The following is a 15,683-nucleotide window of genomic DNA, read 5'->3' as shown; positions in this document are numbered from 1 at the left end:
CCTGCGGGCGCCAGGCGCAGCAGGACCAAACAGACAAGGAGAGGTAATGAAGCTCGTAGTAGTAATCTTGGCAGTGCTGATCGCAGCAGGCTTGAGCGGATGCGGCAGCACCGGTTCGACCGAATCATCGACGAAAGCGGTTTCCAATGCGACCAGTAATCCGGCAGGCACCCAGCTCCCCACCGCAGCTAAAATCCAGTTCAGCCTCAACAGCAACGCGGTTGCCGCTTCGGAAATAAATGCGCTGCGGTTCAAATTCACTCTCCCGGCAGGTCTCGAGCCGGTTCTCACCTCGACAACGGCTCCGTCCGGTACCGTGCAGCAGATCGACCCCGCCCAGATCAGCGAGTCTCCCCTCTGCACCGGGGCTTTCGCGGTGGCAAGCTACGACGCCGCCACCCGACAGGTCGAAGTGGCCCTGATCGACAGCGGGTTCACGACGTTGGGAAGCATTTTCGGGTCAATCACCTTCCCGCTCGCCAACGCCGGCACCGCACCCCTGTCGACCCTTGCGGTAACGGACCTGCAGCTCGAAGAAGCGCTCAGCAACAGCGCAGGCACCCTGAAGACGAGCTACCTCACCCTTACCTCCTCGATCGTCGCGGCCAACTGATCGCGATTACCGTTTGCCAGACAAAGCGGCCTCGGAAGAAATTCCGAGGCCGCTTTTTTGTGTTCCGATGCGCCCCCCGGAGCGCCAAAACGAAACCGGCACCGGGCTTGATGCCGGTGCCGGTTCTTTTTCTCGTCACTGCCGCTGGGCGCTGGTCAGGTGACTTCCAGGTAAGGGCGGATCGCGATCCGGCAGTCACCGGGGCGCCCGGTCTTGCCGATGGAACCGATCGCGTCGATGATCCGTTCCACCGATTCATCGGCGGACACGATCTCCAGTTTCACCTTTTCGGCCACGTCGGCTACGAATTTCGCTCCGCGAAAGACCATGATTCGGGCGGGGCTCCCATGGCATACGACGGAGCTCTCCATGCAATCCACCACCCCCAGCTCATCCAGGGCGCTCCGAACCTCCGGCAACTTCAGCCGGTTGATAACAGCTTCGATCAGCTTCATGATGTCACCTCTCCCCGTGAGGGGATTATCCCCCACTGCGTGCTGAGTCCTCTGCCCTTTTCCCTTACATGCGCCATGCCAAGTCAAAACGAAGCAAAACACGTCTAAATACAGCCACTTACCGCACCACCCCACGTCGTTGACGTAATAGATGCCGGGAACTTGGGCACCCCGTCGGGCCCTGCCCAAAAAGCGGTCAGCAGGGCCCGGACTCATCCCCTTCCAGGAGCCCCCTCCCCACGTGTAGGAGAAGGTCATGCCTTCGTGACAAGTGTTACCTATGTCTCCGAACTGTTGTTACCCATGTCCCCAGTCGCTACCGGGTGGGTCGGGGGGGAGTTGCCCTGGAGTGATCTGATGGCACCGTCTCCCGTCCTGACCTCGCAGGTTCCCGCTCGCCCGCAACTTCACCGGGGGGTGACCAGGTAACGGTGATTGCGACCTACCGCACCAGGGGGGATCAACGGCCGGATCTCTGTTTTGGGGGATGGTCAGAATCAAAAAAGGGACCTGCAGCACTCTGCAGATCCCTTCGTGTTTCATGGGTGGGTGGTTTGGGGCTCGCCGCGGCTCCTGCTACGGGAGGAAATTGGCGTCCTCGATGACGACGCGGTACCGGCTCCCGGCCTCAACGACCGTCCCCAGGACCGAGACGATGTCGCCGATTTCGGCCCCGCGCTGGGTCGAAATGCAGATGAGGTCGTTGGTTCCCTTGGCTTTGTCTCCGGTACCGTCCTGAAGATGGGTCCAGGTCTTGCCGTTGATGCCGCTGGTCACCTTGACCACCCGCCCCCGGACCACAACCTTCTTCTTCATGAGCTCCGCACTCTTGGCGTAGATTTCACCGATGGAATGGACGGTCGGCGCCGGTTCCTGCGCGGCCGGTTTCTGGGCGGCAGGAGCCTGCGCGGCCGGCTTTTGGAGGTAAGGACCCGGTTTGGCGGGTGTCTCGGCAGCGAGGGCGATGGATGCGGTAAGTAGGCCAAACGCTAGGGCCATGACGAGGTGTTTTCTCATGCAGTTTCCTTCCTGATATGCGCCGGGTGTTTTGGCAGGACAGGAGCTCACCCAAGCGGGGCTCCGCCCGGAACCAGACAGGTACGGTAGCACAACGAAGCCGCGTTTACCAAGTGAAAGTTGCCGTTCTCCCTCACCTCGGGGTGGCAGCTCCGTACCGTGGCAGGGGGCTCCCGGCATCAGATGCGGGTCAGGAACAGGTGCCAGAAATGCAGGGTCACGAAGGAGAGCGGGATCCCGATCCCGACCAGCATGCCGACCAATTGCGGCCGCAGCTCGTGGTCGATCGCGATGATCCCCGCCGTGATCATCGGTGCCATGGCCGCCTCGAACACGGTGACCCGCACCGCCGTCTCGGTCGCGCCCAAGAGCCCCAGATAGAGCAGGGTGACGAGAGCCGGGCCGGCGAACAGTTTGTACCCCAAACCGGCCAGAAGGTATTTCAGCTCGGCGCCGATGCCTCCGAAATGGAGCTGGAAACCGACCGAGACCAGGGCCAGCGGGGTCAGCGTGCTGCCGAGTTTCTCCAGCACGGTCACGCTCCACTCCGGGAAGGGAACCGGCCGGAGCAGCAGTGCCAGCACCAGCGCCTGGAAGGGGGGAAACATCAGCACCTTGCGCGCCATCTGCCGGGGAGAAACCGATCCGGAGGAGTAAAGGGTTGCGACGAAGATGCCCAGGGTGGAAAGGACCATGAAGGAGCCGAGTTGATCGGCGACGATCCCCACCCCGAGGTATTCCTTCCCGAAATAGGCCTCGATCATGGGAAGGCCGACGAAGGAGGTGTTGCCAAGACCGGCGACCAGGATCAGCGCGCCCAGGGTGTCGCGCTCCAGGTTGAACATCCGGCCGGCGCACCAGAATACGGCCCAGGCGCACCCGAACAAAAGCCAGGCCATCCCGGCGGTCAGCGCGAGCGACGGGTCCAGCTTCAGCTTGTGGATATGCAGCACCGCCAGGGCAGGAAGCGAGATGTGGATGATGAACCCGTTCAGCGCCGCCGGCGTCGCGGCAGGGAAGCGTCCGTTTTTCTTGAGCCCGATGCCGGCGAGAAGACAGACCGCCAGCAGGATGATGTTCGCCATGCTTCAGTTCCTTGGGTGGAGGGAGATGGGTTGGGGGAACGACCGGGACCTGGGCGCCGGGGACACGAGTCGAGGCGGGACCGGTGCCGTCTACCGTTTAATGAAACAAGGTTTTAGCCTTATTGCATGACGGCTCACCGGACGCAACAGAAATTTTCGGGGCGGGTCTTCTTCTGAGGGGGGACTGTCAGCCGATACTGCCGAGCGCCAGGGAAAAGATGAAGGTGGGGTCATAGGCGGACGGGTCGCCGCAGCACATGAGCAGGTGGTTTTCCACGACGCGGAAGTGGTGCATGAACAAAAGGGCCGCGGCCGCGGAATTGCCTACCGGCGCGTGCACCAGCACCGGTCTCGCCCGCCCCGCCAGGGCCAGGACCGCATCCAGCAATCCCCATGCGGTCAGCCATTCCCGGCAGGCCCAGGGGCCGACCCGGACCAGCCCTTTCCATTCCTGGGCGGTCACGAACCCGTCCTTTTCCTCGAACAGGCTCCCCCGGCGGACCAGTTCGGCGATGGCCGGCGCCTTCGGTTCGCCCCAACCGGCCTGGTCCAGGTCCAGCATCGCCGGAGTGGCCCTGCGGTGCGGCGCCCGGCGCTCGCCGTCGGCCCCGAAGCCCACCCAGGAGTTGACCGTGTCGACCGGCAGAAAACCGAGCCGCTCGTAGATGGGTCTCCCCGCCTCGCTTGCGGTCAGCCAGATGTTTTCCACCCCCGCCCCCCGAAGGGCCTGGAGCGCCCGCCGGGCGAGCTCCAGTCCGATGCCCCGGCCGCGCCACCGGGGCGCCAAGTAAAGGTTGGCGATCCAGCCGCTGCGGCCGTACCTTATCGAAAAGCACCACCCGACCGGCCGCCCCAGTTCGCGATAAACCAGGCACCCTTCCGGAAACCGCTCCAGGAGGAATTCCAGCTCCCAACGGTCGAGTACGGTCCCGACCGCGCCTAGTTCCTCCAGGACCGGATCGATGTCGTCGACGGCAAAACGATCAAAGGTCCCCCTGGCTTCCTCGTCAATAATCTCCACGGCATCTCCTCCCACCGGCGGATTCATGGCGCATGACCACCCGGTAATCCTGGGCGGAAAATGCGCAACAAATACGCCGGCAATGAGGAGAAATACCGCCTTGTCCGCGAGAGCCTGTTGGCAGCAGCAATTCCGGCCCCCACGAGCACGGTAGGGACACCCGATTGACTGACACAGCTTCGGGGCCACGGTGTGTTGAAACATGTCCATACTGTTTTATAGTCAAGAGGTGTTCAGTTTTGTCAGGAAGAATCTGACACAAAGGAGGAAGTCATGCCAGAGATCACCTCTGCTGAGAGTATTCCCCATCGCGGCAATGCCGAAACAGCTCGCACCATACAGCAGCTCGACATCCCCCTGGAACGGGACCTCTTCATGCGGACTCTGATTCGGGAACTGGCCGGGACCCTCGAGGAGATCATCGGCTACGAGGAGGCCGCCGGTTACATCAGCCTGGTGGGGCAGCACATCGGGGAGTGGATCGATTCGGTCTACAAGCGGGAGCTTGGGGTAGCCGTGCTTTCCCACGATCAGGTGGCCCAGGTGCTCGTCGACCTGAAGCGACGGATCCAGGGCTCCTTCTCCATCGTCGAGAGCGACGACAAGCAGATCATTCTGACCAGCACCAGCTGCCCGTTTGCCGACAAGGTACTGGACCGCCGCTCCATGTGCATGATGACCTCCAACGTCTTCGGGGTGATCGCGGCCAAAAACCTCGGCTATGCCAAGGTGGTCCTCGAAGAGACCATCGCGGGGGGGTGCGACCGGTGCAAGGTCCTGGTGTACCTGCAACCGACGGCGGAAGCCGCCGCGGCCGAAGGCAGGGAATACTATGGGAGATGACCCGGCACCACCCTCCCTCCTTGATTTCTTCGCCGGGCTTTGCGGTCCGTGGGACACCGCGTGTTTCATCGTGAACAACGAAGCTAAGCTGATCGCGGCAAACCAGGCCGGGGTGCGGCTTTTGGGCGCCGGCGCCACGGACTGGCCGGGAAAGACGCTTACCGACTTCCTCACCAACCCTCCCGAGTCGGTGCACCGGTACCTGTCGGTCTGCGCCCGGAACCGGCAGCAGGTTCCCGGGGTCCTCACCTGCGCCGGAAACGACGGAGTGGATATCAGGTACCGCTGCGTCGGGCATCGGATCGACACCCGGGCGAGCTCTGCTCCGCTCGTTTTTCTGCGCTGCAACCCCAGCCACAACCTGGCCGACAAGTTCATCGCCCTGAACGAACAACTCGACAAGCAGCACCGGATCCAGAACCAGTTGCTCGTCGAGCGGGATCAACTCCAGGTCGAGATTGCCGAGCGCCAGCGCGTGGAAGAGGAGTTGCGGCAGACGACCAAGACACTGAACCTGATCGTGGAAAACCTGCCGGACATGGTCTTTTTGAAAGACGGCCGGGAATTCCATTTCCTCCAGTTCAACCACGCCGGCGAAACGATGCTCGGGATCCCCCGGGAGGAGCTGCTCGGCAAAAACGACCACGACTTTTTCACCCAGGAGCAGGCGAACTTCTTCACCGGGAAGGACCGGGAGGTTTTTCTGCGGGGAGAGGTGGTCGACATCCCGGAGGAGCCGATTCGGGCGCGCGACGGGCAGACCCGTTTCCTGCACACCAAGAAGGTGCCGATCCTGGACGAGCGCGGCGAACCCGCCTACCTTTTGGGCATCTCCGAAGACATCACCAACCGGAAGAAGGCCGAAGAGGCGCTGCGGGCCAGCGAAGAGAAATACCGCACCGTCGCCGACTTCACCTACGACTGGGAGTACTGGGTCAGCCCGGAGCGGCAATTCATCTACTGCTCCCCCGCCTGCGAGCGGATCACCGGCTACAGTGCCTCGGAATTCATCGACAACCCTTCCCTTTTGGAAACGATCGCCCACCCGGAGGACCAGGAAGAGTTCCGCCGGCACCTCAGCTCAGCCCCCTCCCCCTCGGGGGCCGAATACGAGTCGGAATTCCGCATCCTGCACCGTTCCGGGGAGATCCGCTGGATCTCTCACGCCTGCCGGGCGGTATACGACCGCAACGGCACCTACCAGGGGCGCCGCGGCGCCAACCGCGACATCACCGACCGAAAACACGCCGAGGAGGCGCGGATCAGCCTGGAAAAGCAGCTTCTGCATGCCCAGAAGCTGGAATCGCTGGGGGTACTGGCCGGGGGGATCGCCCACGATTTCAACAACATCCTCATGGCGATCATCGGCAACGCCGACCTCGCCCTGGTGAAGGTCCCCCCCGAGGCCCCCGTGGTGGAGTACCTGCGCAACATCGAGACCGCCGCGACCCGCGCCGCCGACCTCGCCAAGCAGATGCTCGCCTACTCGGGAAAAGGGAAATTTTTCGTCGAGCCTTTGGAGGTGAACCGCCTGCTGCGGGAGATGCTCCACATGCTCGAGGTCTCCATCTCCAAAAAGGCGGTGCTGCGCCTGAACCTGGGCGAGATCCCGACGGTCGAGGCCGACGCCACCCAGCTGCGCCAGGTGGTCATGAACCTGGTGATCAACGCCTCCGAAGCCATCGGAGACCGCAGCGGCGTCATCTCCATCACCACCGGAGCCATCGAGTGCGACGCCAGGTACCTGCAGGACATCTGGCAGGGCGAGGGGATCTCCCCCGGCAGCTACCTCTACCTGGAGGTGGCCGACACCGGCTGCGGCATGGACAAGGAGACCGTCTCCCGGATCTTCGATCCCTTTTTCACGACCAAGTTCACCGGACGGGGTCTCGGGCTCTCGGCGGTCATCGGCATCGTACGGGGCCACCGGGGGGGGATCAAGGTGTACAGCGAGCCGGGCAAGGGGACCAGCTTCAAGATCCTGCTGCCGAGCTCCCACGCCCCGGCCGCACCGGACGCCCCCCGGGAGCAGGGGGACCAGTGGCAGGGGGAAGGGACGGTACTTCTGGTGGATGACGAGGAAGCGGTGCGGGGGATCGGGAGCCAGATGCTCCGGGAGCTGGGGTTCACCCCCGTCACCGCCAAGGACGGCCGCGAGGCGCTCGCGATCTACCGGGAACATCCCGGCATCGAATTCGTGATCCTCGATCTCACCATGCCGCACCTCGACGGGGAGCAATGCTTTCGGGAGTTGCGGCAGACCGATCCCCAGGCGAAGGTGATCATCTCGAGCGGCTACAACGAGCAGGAGATCTTCGCCAAGTTCGCGGGAAAGGGTCTGTCCGGATTCATCCAGAAGCCGTATCACCTGAATTCGCTTCGGGAAGCGATCAAGAAACTGCACAAAGAATGATCCCGGCAATCGATGGGGCACCGCAACCAAAAAGGGGGAGCGTTTCGGCTCCCCCTTTTTTTCTCAACCTTACCCACCCCTGTTTCAGCCTTTTTCTCCCGTCACCACCTTGACCAGCACCTCCCGCAGCGATTTCAGGGTGTACGGCTTCTGGATGAAACCGGCGAGCCCCTTGCCGGCGAACTTCCGGGTGATCTCCTGCTCGGTATACCCGCTGGACATGACCACCTGCACCTCCGGTACGATCCGGCGCAGCTCATGAAAACACTGCTCCCCGTCCAGGTGCGGCATGGTGAGATCCAGCAGGACCAGGACGATCTTTGAGCTTCGCTCCCGGAAAAGGGCCAGGGCCTCGTTGCCGTCCCGGGCGGTCACCACGTCGAAACCGAGTTCCTGGAGCATCTCCGAGGCGATGTCCAGGACCGTCTCCTCGTCGTCCACCAGAAGCACCGTCCCGCCCCCCCGCCATTCCTTAAGGGCCTGTTCGGTCGCGGTCGGCGGCTGCAGCGCACCGGCGGCGGGAAGCAGGATCTTGAACATGCTCCCCTTGCCCGGTTCGCTGTAGACGTTGATCCCCCCGTTGTGTCCCCGGACGATACCCAGCACCGCCGCCATCCCCAGGCCGCGGCCGGTGAACTTGGTGGTGAAGAAGGGATCGAAGATCTTCCCCATGGTTTCCTTGTCCATGCCGCAGCCGGTGTCGGTCACCTCCAGGCAGACGTAGCGCCCGGCACGGATGTGATCGTTGAGCCAGACCCCCTTCAGATAGTTCTGGTCGCAGTCGAGGGAGCCGGTGGTAAGGGTGATCACGCCGTTGACCTCCCCGATCGCCTCCGAGGCGTTGATGACCAGGTTCATCACGACCTGACGGATCTGGGTGATGTCGGCCTCGATCGCCGGGATCGGGTCGTGCAGGTTGAGCCGCAGCGCCGCCTTCTTGGATACGGAAACCTCCAGCATGCTGACCATGTCCTTGAGCAGCTGGTTCAGGTCGATCTTCTCGACCAGAAACTTCCCTTTTCCCGAGTAGGCGAGCATCTGCTTGGCCAGGTCGGCTGCGCGGGCCGAGGCCTGTTCGATCTTGCGCAGGTTCTCCGCCCCCGGGGAGTCATTACCGATCCGCATCAGGGCGAGGTCGGCATTGCCGAGAATGGCCATGAGGAGGTTGTTGAAATCATGGGCGATGCCGCCGGCCAAAACCCCCAGGCTCTCCAGCTTCTGGGCGTGCAAAAGCTGGCGCTCCAGGGAAAGCCGCTCCTCCTCCGCCTTGCGCTGATCGGTGATGTCGTGGCCGATCCCGAGGTAAAGTACCCTGCCGCTGGCATCGCGGTAGAGGGTGCCGTTGGCCATGAACAGGCGCCAGGAGCCGTCGGCGCAACGGACCCGGTAGGCGGGACTGGTCCCCCCCTCCCCGGTGGACAGGATTTGAGAGAGGTACTCGAAGCAGGGCGCTACGTCGTCCGGATGCACGCAGGGGGCGAACTCCTGGCCGATCACCTCGCTCGCCGGATAACCGAAATGCTGCTCCCACGAGCGAGAGACAAACTGGAACACCCCTTGTGCGTCGAGCACGAAGATGACGTCGAAGGAGTGGTCCACGAAGCTTCTGAATTTGGACTCGCTCGACTTGAGGGACTCCACGGCCGCATCGCGCTCGACGAGCTTGACGGCGAGATCCTCGTTGGCGATCTCCAGGTCGTGGGTCTTCTGTTTGACCTGGGAGGACATCTCGTTGATCGATGCGGCCAGCGCCCCGACCTCGTCGCCGTGGGTCACCTCCAGCTTGGCGTCGTAATCCCCCTCGGCGATCTTCTGCGCGTGCTGGGAAATCCGGATCACCGGCCGGGAGACGAACCGGGAAATGAAGTAGTTGATCAAAAAGGCGATGACGAGAAAGGAAATGGAGAAGTTGACCACGACCTGGAGCAGCGCCGTCTGTACCTTCTCGCTGACCACCCGGGTGGGGAAGCCGAGCCGGACCTGCCCGAGACGGATCTGGGCCGAATCGTAGATCGGGATGGAGACGTCGTAGTATTCGTGGCCGTCGAAGCGGCGATAGATCTGGGTGACCGGTCCCGCAGAGGCGATGCTGCGCCGCATGGTCGGGTCGGTGAAGACCTTTCCGTTGAGCGAGGGATCGCCGTTGTACAGGATCTTCCCGGTGGTGTCGCTCACCCCGACGTAGGTGATGTGGTGGTTTCGCTGCAGAATTTGGCGGCACTTGGTGTCCAGGCCGGCCAGCGAATCGAGCGGCAGCCCCAGGCTCAACAGCTCTTCGACGATGGAATGGAGGCTGTAGCCAAGACCGTAGCTCCCGGAGAGGAGCGCCTGGGTGTAGTTCTTCTTGAAGCTCAATACCAGCGCCGTCGAGCTGATCAGAAACGAGGTCAGCAAGACGCTGATGGTGATGAAAAGAATCTTTCGGCTGATCTTCATGACGATCTTTTTCCTGTCATCGCGGTAGCGGGGCTAACGGACGATGTTTTCCCCTGCCAGTTGCAAAAGTTCCACCGGGATCTCGATCCGGAAGCGCCGGGCCTTGGTCAGATCGACCGCGACCCCGTACTGGTGCGGCCATTCCGGCACGATGTCGGCGGTTTTCTTCCCGGCGAAAAGGTCCCGGATCATCCGTGCGCTCTGGCTGCCGATGCTTTCGTGCGACGGATAGATGGTAGCGGTCGCCCCCCATTTCCCCATCACATCGTCCCGCACCAGTCCGATCAGCGGCCGCTTCGAGGTGCTGAAGACAACCTCGGAGAAGTTGCTGCGGGTCCCCATCTGGTCACACGGCTTGATGTAGGCGTCGACCTTGGCATCGAGTTCCTCGATGAGCTTTTTGGCCCGGGCGGCCATCACCCGGTCGCCGTTCTCTCCCTTTACCAGGGGAACCGAGCGGAAGATCACCTTGATGTCCTTGAACTCACGGTCGTTTTTCAAAAGGTTCTGGATCCAGCTGTTGTAACTGTGGGATTGGGGCATGTCGGCATAGATCAGCCCGAAGGTGTGCGCCTTGGGCATGAGCCGCCGGATGAACTTGAGGCGTGCCTTCACCGGGACGGGATAGCAGACCCCGGTGAAATTGGCCGCCGGCTTGCCGCTGAAATCCCTGATGACCCCGATCCCCACCGGGTCGGTGGGCGAGGCGAAGACGACCGGCTGCGGCTTTCCGTACAGGACGTTCTTGGCCGAAAGGGTCGCGGCGGTCCCGCCGACAAAGACGACGTCGTATGGCTTCTTCAGCTCTTCCTGCAGGATGCGCTCCCCTTCCCGGACGTCGTTGCCGGAAAAGCGGACCGTAGTGCTCAAGTTTCTCCCTTCGGTGTAACCGTAACGAACCAGTGCGGCAAAAAGCGCGGTGCGCACCTCGTCGTACGGATTTCCCCTCTGGGAGTCGAGGACCAGCAGCCGGCGTACGGCAGGAGCATGGGGGGGGTCGGTACCCGCCGAGCACACCGGGAGACGGGATGCCAGGAGGGCAACGGTAAGCAATGCAAGCAGGAGAAGTGATACGACGGTGGTACGCATCTTCCCTCCAGGAAAGTCGGGGCACATGAGGTGAAAGTGCTAAAGCCGCTATAACGTCTATCGGTTTAAAAAGAGAAAAGTAAAACGAAATTTTACCCCGCCGTACCCCGCCGCCGATTTTAATGGCCCGCACCGCGGGAAGTTGCTATCATCCGGCCGCTTCCGCAAATGCCCGGCGCCCGGGGGAAACAAAGGAGAGCCATGACCGGATCACCCGAATCGATTGACCAGCTCGTTGACCTGGTAAAGCAACAGCAGGCTTTTTTGGAGATGTTCGTACGTTCGTGGGTGCAGGAGTACCGCTCAAACGGTGGAGCCGTCTTCTGCGCCAAGGGATGCCGCAACTGCTGCAGTCTTGCGGTCCATACCGGATTTGCCGAGGCGGTGGCCGTCGCCAGATTCCTCGACGAGGAGAAGGAGCACGCCGTGGCGGCATACGCGGTGCGGCTGAGGGAGCAGGTGCAGGGGGTGAGCGAGCTTTCCGACTACCTGCGCCGGCACCGGCAGGAGATCGGTTTTTGCCCGTTCCTCGACGCTGCCGGGGCCTGCAGCGCCTACCCGGTCCGTCCGCTCACCTGCCGCAGCCTGATCTCCACCCGCGAGAGCATCTGGTGCGGCATCGATTTCGCGACGCTCGCCCCCGCCGAGCGGGACGCCTATATTTCCGGATTGGACCGCCACGTGGTGGCGTTTCCCAGCCACTACGTGGCGGTCTTGCAGGAAGCCGGGCAGGAGCTGGAAGATGCCGGAGCAAAACGGATGCGGGAGCTGCTCGGTTTCGCCATCTACGGTAACCTCGGGGTGCTGGTGCACCTGATCCGCCGCCACGGCCTCGCCGAGGCCTGTCTTGAGGGACCGGCCGAAGCCGCCGGAGTCAGCGCCGCAGCCGGGTTCGACTCCCCGCTGCTGGTGACCGTATCGTGATCCAAACGGGATACCATTCGGCCTCCTGCCGTTGGGAGAAGCACAGGGTGGGCAGCCCCTGCCCACCGAGCCGATGCATCGAGATAATCGGATATAGCCTCAAGACTATAAACGTATGTTTTTTCGATGAATTCCATTGTACACCTTTCTCATAGTGCTACTGTTGTGACACATAAAACAGGAGGTGCACCATGTCAAAGAGATTCGCATTACTCATTGTCGCTCTTTCGTTTCTTGCAGCATGCGCCGGCACCCAGACAAGGCATGACACAAACCCCGCCTACTCTCAGCACCAGTACAAAAGCCACGACATCGACATTGCCTGGAAAGCGGACAAAACCGATCAGGGGCTGCGGCTCACCGGAACCATCTCCAACCCCCACTACGAAACTACCTACCAAGCGTTCGAACTTACCGTCTCACTGTTGGATGACAGCGGCAAAACAATCGGGCAGAAGATCTTCTCCACCGATCCAGGCTACTTTGCCGGATCGCAGCCGCTCGTGCTCGACATTCCGATTGCACCGAGTGCCCAGGTGCGCCAGGTCAACTTCAACTATTCCTATGCCATAGGAGACGACCATTTCACCGGCAACTTCAAGTCGCTCCCCTGACGTCCCCAGGTGAACCTTGGGAACAAGGGACGCCTCCCGAATCGCAACATCGTAGATCTGACGAGGAGACCATTTCTGTGGGAGCGCCATTGCTGGCACGATCCGCCGGAGGCGGTGACAACGGTTGCGATCATTCGCGCCTGGAAAGGCGCTCCCACCGTGTACGCAGCAACGTCAAACAAAGGCTCCAGCACGGCAGGAAGGTCCCTCTCCAAACCCCGGTGTCCACCATCGTAGGGGCGCAGCATGCTGCGCCCGCAACCCCGCCAGGTTTCTCAAAGATTTCGTGAACAAGCAAAACCTCAAAAGCCCCCCTTTTTCATAGACGGACGTCACACCCTGCCCTTTCTCCCCCATGCCGACTCAACCAGAGTCAGCTCAGAGAGCTTCCAGTCCCGCCCCTGTGAGCACGGCTTCGGTGACAACACCGACACAGCTGCTGGCATCCCCCTATCCTCCTGGCTATGGAAACCATTAATGATATACTTATCAGGGCTTCGATACAGTAGTGATGCTCCCGGTTCAACCGCTCTCAGCATCCTGAAAGTGTGCAGGTGGCGGTAGTAAGCACGATGCCGGACCGGGATCCCTTTCGAAAAACAGATGCTCCACGACAACCTGGGGAACGGCATGGAACAGGACATCCTGCACGTCATCCTGGAGGTGGAACGGGAGATCCGGCAGCAGCTGGCAGAGGCCCAGCAGCAGGCGGACCAGCGGCTGGCCGAGGCGCGCAGCCGCAGTGACGAGGAAGTGGCCCGCGAGGAGGCGCGGCTGCAGCAGGCGCTGCCGGAAGCGGTAGCAGCCGCCATCGAGGGCGAAGCGAGGCAGAGCGCGGCAGCAGTCAGCGCCGCGGCCCAAGCGTACGCAGACCGGCTTTCCCGGCTCGACGAGGATGCGCTGCGCGAAGTCCTGCTTCGGGAGCTCACCGCCATCCTCCCGGGAGATCGGCCGTGATCGTCCGGATGGCCAAGGTAGGGGTGGTCGGGCCCAAGGAGCTGCTGCTTCCGGTTCTGGACCTCGTGCGCGAATCCGGGGTGTTCCAGGTCGAAGCGGAGAGCCGGGAGCTGGCCGCGGAGGAGAAGGGGGTCCACCCTCACCGTCCCGACCTGGAGAGTGTGGCACGCCGGCTCTTTTACGAGGATCTGCTCCGCAAGATCGACGAACTCTCCCCCTGCCTCACCGACCACCCGGGGCGGGAGAGCTTCCTGGAGCCGGAGAACGCGCTCGATGCCATCGCCCACGTCGTCGACAAGCACCGCCTGTCCTGCCGCGAGTTGTGCCGCAACCGCGAGCAGCTTTGGCAGGAACGCGAAAGGCTTAAGCGGCAGACCCAGTTCGTCAGTGCCATCGCGCCCCTCATGGAGGGGGCGGCCGATTCCTCCCTCGGTTTCTTCGGGGTAACGGTCCGCGACCCGGCGGATCTGGACCGCCTGATGCAGCTTCTTTCCGATCTGACCGGAGGGAGGTACGAAATCATGACCACCACTGCGGCCGACGGCACCCTGGTTGCTCTGATCGCCCTCCCCCCGCAGTTTGCCGATCGGGTGCGCCGCCTCCTCGAGGAAGAACGGATTCCCGAACTCGCTTTCCCCGAGCAATACCGCGACCGTCCCCTACCCGAGCAGACCCGGCGCCTGCAGGAGCGCCTGCTGCAGGTCACCGATGAAACAGCCCGGGTCGAGGCCGACGTCGAGCGCTTCGCCCACCGCTGGGGGCCGATCTACCACGCGATTCAGCAGTGGCTCGAAGACCGTCTCTCTCTGCTGCGCGCCACCGGGCTGATCCACGAGACCGACTTCTGTTTCCTGCTCCACGGCTGGCTCCCGGTTCCCGACCTGGAGCGACTCCGCGCCGGGATCGGCGAAAAGTTCGGCGGCTCCGTCGTGGTGGAAGAACTCCAGGTGCTCGAAGAGGACCTGGCCCAGGTTCCGGTCTCCATCAGCAACCCCGCCTATTTCCGCCCGTTCGAACTCTTCTCGCGGCTGTTGCCGCTTCCCTTTTACACCTCCTACGACCCCACCCTCTTCATCGGCCTCTTCTTTCCGATCTTCTTCGGGATGATCCTGGGCGATGCCGGTTACGGCGGCCTGATCCTGGCCGGCTCCCTCGCCCTGCGCAGGTACGCCAGGCAGCGCGATCTCCGCGATGCGGCCGCCATCCTTTTCATCTCTGCCTGGTACGCCATCGGTTTCGGCCTTCTCTACGGCGAGTTCTTCGGAATCGCGCCCTCCTGGCCATTTCTTGCAGGTATCGCCGTCGTCGACCGGCGCCACGCCGTGCTGCCGATGCTCATATTTTCCGTCTCGGTGGGGGTGGCCCACCTCATCCTCGGACTGTTTCTCGGCGCGCTGGGGGCTTTGCGCCGCAAAGAGCCCCGGGAGGCGTTGCTCAAGCTGGCCAACCTGGCGCTCCTGGTCTTTTTGGCGGGGGCCGCCATCTCCCGGCTCGCCCCGTTTCCCGCCCCGGTCACCCGCAGCCTCGACCTGGCGGCCCTGGCGGCGGTCGTGGCCGCGCTTTTGGCCGGCGGGCTTCTCGCCCCGCTGGAGATGCTGAAGCACATCGGCAACGTCGTCTCCTACGCGAGGATCATGGCGATCGGTCTCGCCTCGGTCTTGATCGCCCACGTGGCCAACCGTCTCGCGGGGCTTTCCGGGGAGATGATCTTCGGCGCGGTGGCGGCCGGGCTTCTGCACCTGGTGAACCTGGTGCTCGGGATCTTCTCCCCCACCATACATGTGCTGCGTCTGCACTACGTGGAGTTTTTCGGCAAATTCATGAGCTACGGCGGGCGCCGCTTCGAGCCGTTTCGCCGCCCCGGCCTGCCGCACCCCCCTCCCCTTCCAAGGAGGAGAGCAGGTCCTTAATCCCCCCCTTTGCCAAAGGGGGACTGTATCGGTGCCTGCGTTGCGCCGGCCCAGGCATTTCCTTAAACAAGGAGGAAACCATGGAGAAAGTCCTGTTGGGTTTTGCGGCTGCCCTCGCCATCGGGCTGAGCGCGCTTGCCACCGGGTATGCCCAGTCCAAGATCGGCTCCGCCGGGGCGGGTGCGCTCGCCGAAAAGCCGGAGCTGACCGGGACCGTCATTATCCTCTTGGCGATCCCGGAGACCCTGGTCATCCTCGGCTTCGTCATCGCCGCCATGATCCTCTACCTGTGAGCCGGGGGAAGCA

14 protein-coding genes are annotated in these 15,683 nt (G+C 62.7%); 8 read left to right on the top strand and 6 right to left on the bottom strand.

Annotated elements, in window-relative coordinates; all coding sequences use genetic code 11:
• Nucleotides 1-46 precede the first annotated feature (46 nt).
• On the top strand, nt 47-613 hold the full coding sequence (locus tag JFN93_RS10765; RefSeq protein ID WP_199384084.1) for a hypothetical protein: 567 nt from the start codon (nt 47-49) through the stop codon (nt 611-613).
• A gap of 155 nt (nt 614-768) precedes the next feature.
• Here the strand turns inward: JFN93_RS10765 and JFN93_RS10760 are convergent, their stop codons facing one another.
• The 4 genes from JFN93_RS10760 to JFN93_RS10745 all read right to left on the bottom strand — a co-directional run bounded on the left by JFN93_RS10760 (nt 769) and on the right by JFN93_RS10745 (nt 4,191).
• The gene (locus JFN93_RS10760; RefSeq protein ID WP_199384083.1) at nt 769-1,068 is read right to left on the bottom strand and encodes a P-II family nitrogen regulator; all 300 of its coding nucleotides are present in this window, start codon (nt 1,066-1,068) and stop codon (nt 769-771) included.
• A 576-nt stretch (nt 1,069-1,644) separates the two neighbouring features.
• Nucleotides 1,645-2,085 carry a hypothetical protein gene (locus JFN93_RS10755; protein WP_199384082.1) on the bottom strand — a complete coding sequence of 147 codons (441 nt, stop codon included), beginning with the start codon at nt 2,083-2,085 and terminating at the stop codon, nt 1,645-1,647.
• Between the two features lie 179 nt (nt 2,086-2,264).
• Nucleotides 2,265-3,170: an AEC family transporter gene (locus tag JFN93_RS10750; protein ID WP_199384081.1), complete on the bottom strand. Its 906-nt coding sequence runs from the start codon at nt 3,168-3,170 to the stop codon at nt 2,265-2,267.
• A gap of 187 nt (nt 3,171-3,357) precedes the next feature.
• A complete protein-coding gene (locus JFN93_RS10745) occupies nt 3,358-4,191 on the bottom strand; it encodes a GNAT family N-acetyltransferase (protein ID WP_199384080.1) in 834 nt (277 codons plus the stop codon).
• A 273-nt stretch (nt 4,192-4,464) separates the two neighbouring features.
• Between JFN93_RS10745 and JFN93_RS10740 the strand changes: the two genes are divergently transcribed.
• Nucleotides 4,465-5,034 (top strand): methanogen output domain 1-containing protein, encoded by a 570-nt coding sequence (locus tag JFN93_RS10740; RefSeq protein ID WP_199384079.1) that lies wholly within the window; start codon nt 4,465-4,467, stop codon nt 5,032-5,034.
• Nucleotides 5,024-7,447 (top strand): PAS domain-containing hybrid sensor histidine kinase/response regulator, encoded by a 2,424-nt coding sequence (locus JFN93_RS10735; protein WP_199384078.1) that lies wholly within the window; start codon nt 5,024-5,026, stop codon nt 7,445-7,447. Before JFN93_RS10740 ends, JFN93_RS10735 begins: the two co-directional genes overlap by 11 nt.
• A gap of 84 nt (nt 7,448-7,531) precedes the next feature.
• Here the strand turns inward: JFN93_RS10735 and JFN93_RS10730 are convergent, their stop codons facing one another.
• Both JFN93_RS10730 and JFN93_RS10725 read right to left on the bottom strand, forming a co-directional pair.
• Nucleotides 7,532-9,883 (bottom strand): PAS domain S-box protein, encoded by a 2,352-nt coding sequence (locus JFN93_RS10730; RefSeq protein ID WP_199384077.1) that lies wholly within the window; start codon nt 9,881-9,883, stop codon nt 7,532-7,534.
• 33 nt (nt 9,884-9,916) lie between these two features.
• Nucleotides 9,917-10,972 carry an ABC transporter substrate-binding protein gene (locus tag JFN93_RS10725; RefSeq protein WP_199384076.1) on the bottom strand — a complete coding sequence of 352 codons (1,056 nt, stop codon included), beginning with the start codon at nt 10,970-10,972 and terminating at the stop codon, nt 9,917-9,919.
• Between the two features lie 201 nt (nt 10,973-11,173).
• Here JFN93_RS10725 and JFN93_RS10720 point away from each other — a divergent pair, with 201 nt between their 5' ends.
• From JFN93_RS10720 to JFN93_RS10700, 5 genes are all read left to right on the top strand, one after another.
• Nucleotides 11,174-11,896 (top strand): YkgJ family cysteine cluster protein, encoded by a 723-nt coding sequence (locus JFN93_RS10720; RefSeq protein ID WP_199384075.1) that lies wholly within the window; start codon nt 11,174-11,176, stop codon nt 11,894-11,896.
• A gap of 191 nt (nt 11,897-12,087) precedes the next feature.
• Complete coding sequence (locus tag JFN93_RS10715) at nt 12,088-12,510, top strand: hypothetical protein (RefSeq protein WP_199384074.1); 423 nt, start codon at nt 12,088-12,090, stop codon at nt 12,508-12,510.
• Nucleotides 12,511-13,113: 603 nt separating this feature from the next.
• Nucleotides 13,114-13,467: a hypothetical protein gene (locus tag JFN93_RS10710; RefSeq protein WP_199384073.1), complete on the top strand. Its 354-nt coding sequence runs from the start codon at nt 13,114-13,116 to the stop codon at nt 13,465-13,467.
• Nucleotides 13,464-15,377 carry a V-type ATP synthase subunit I gene (locus JFN93_RS10705; RefSeq protein ID WP_328753847.1) on the top strand — a complete coding sequence of 638 codons (1,914 nt, stop codon included), beginning with the start codon at nt 13,464-13,466 and terminating at the stop codon, nt 15,375-15,377. The genes JFN93_RS10710 and JFN93_RS10705 overlap by 4 nt, the downstream gene beginning before the upstream one ends.
• A gap of 80 nt (nt 15,378-15,457) precedes the next feature.
• Nucleotides 15,458-15,670, top strand: a complete 213-nt coding sequence (locus JFN93_RS10700) for an ATPase (RefSeq protein WP_199384072.1) — start codon at nt 15,458-15,460, stop codon at nt 15,668-15,670.
• The last annotated feature ends 13 nt before the right edge of the window (nt 15,671-15,683 follow it).

This window comes from Geomesophilobacter sediminis, from assembly GCF_016458275.1.
GTDB classification, from domain to species: Bacteria; Desulfobacterota; Desulfuromonadia; order Geobacterales; family Geobacteraceae; genus Geomesophilobacter; species Geomesophilobacter sediminis.
This window is presented reverse-complemented; position numbering and strand designations above follow the sequence as displayed.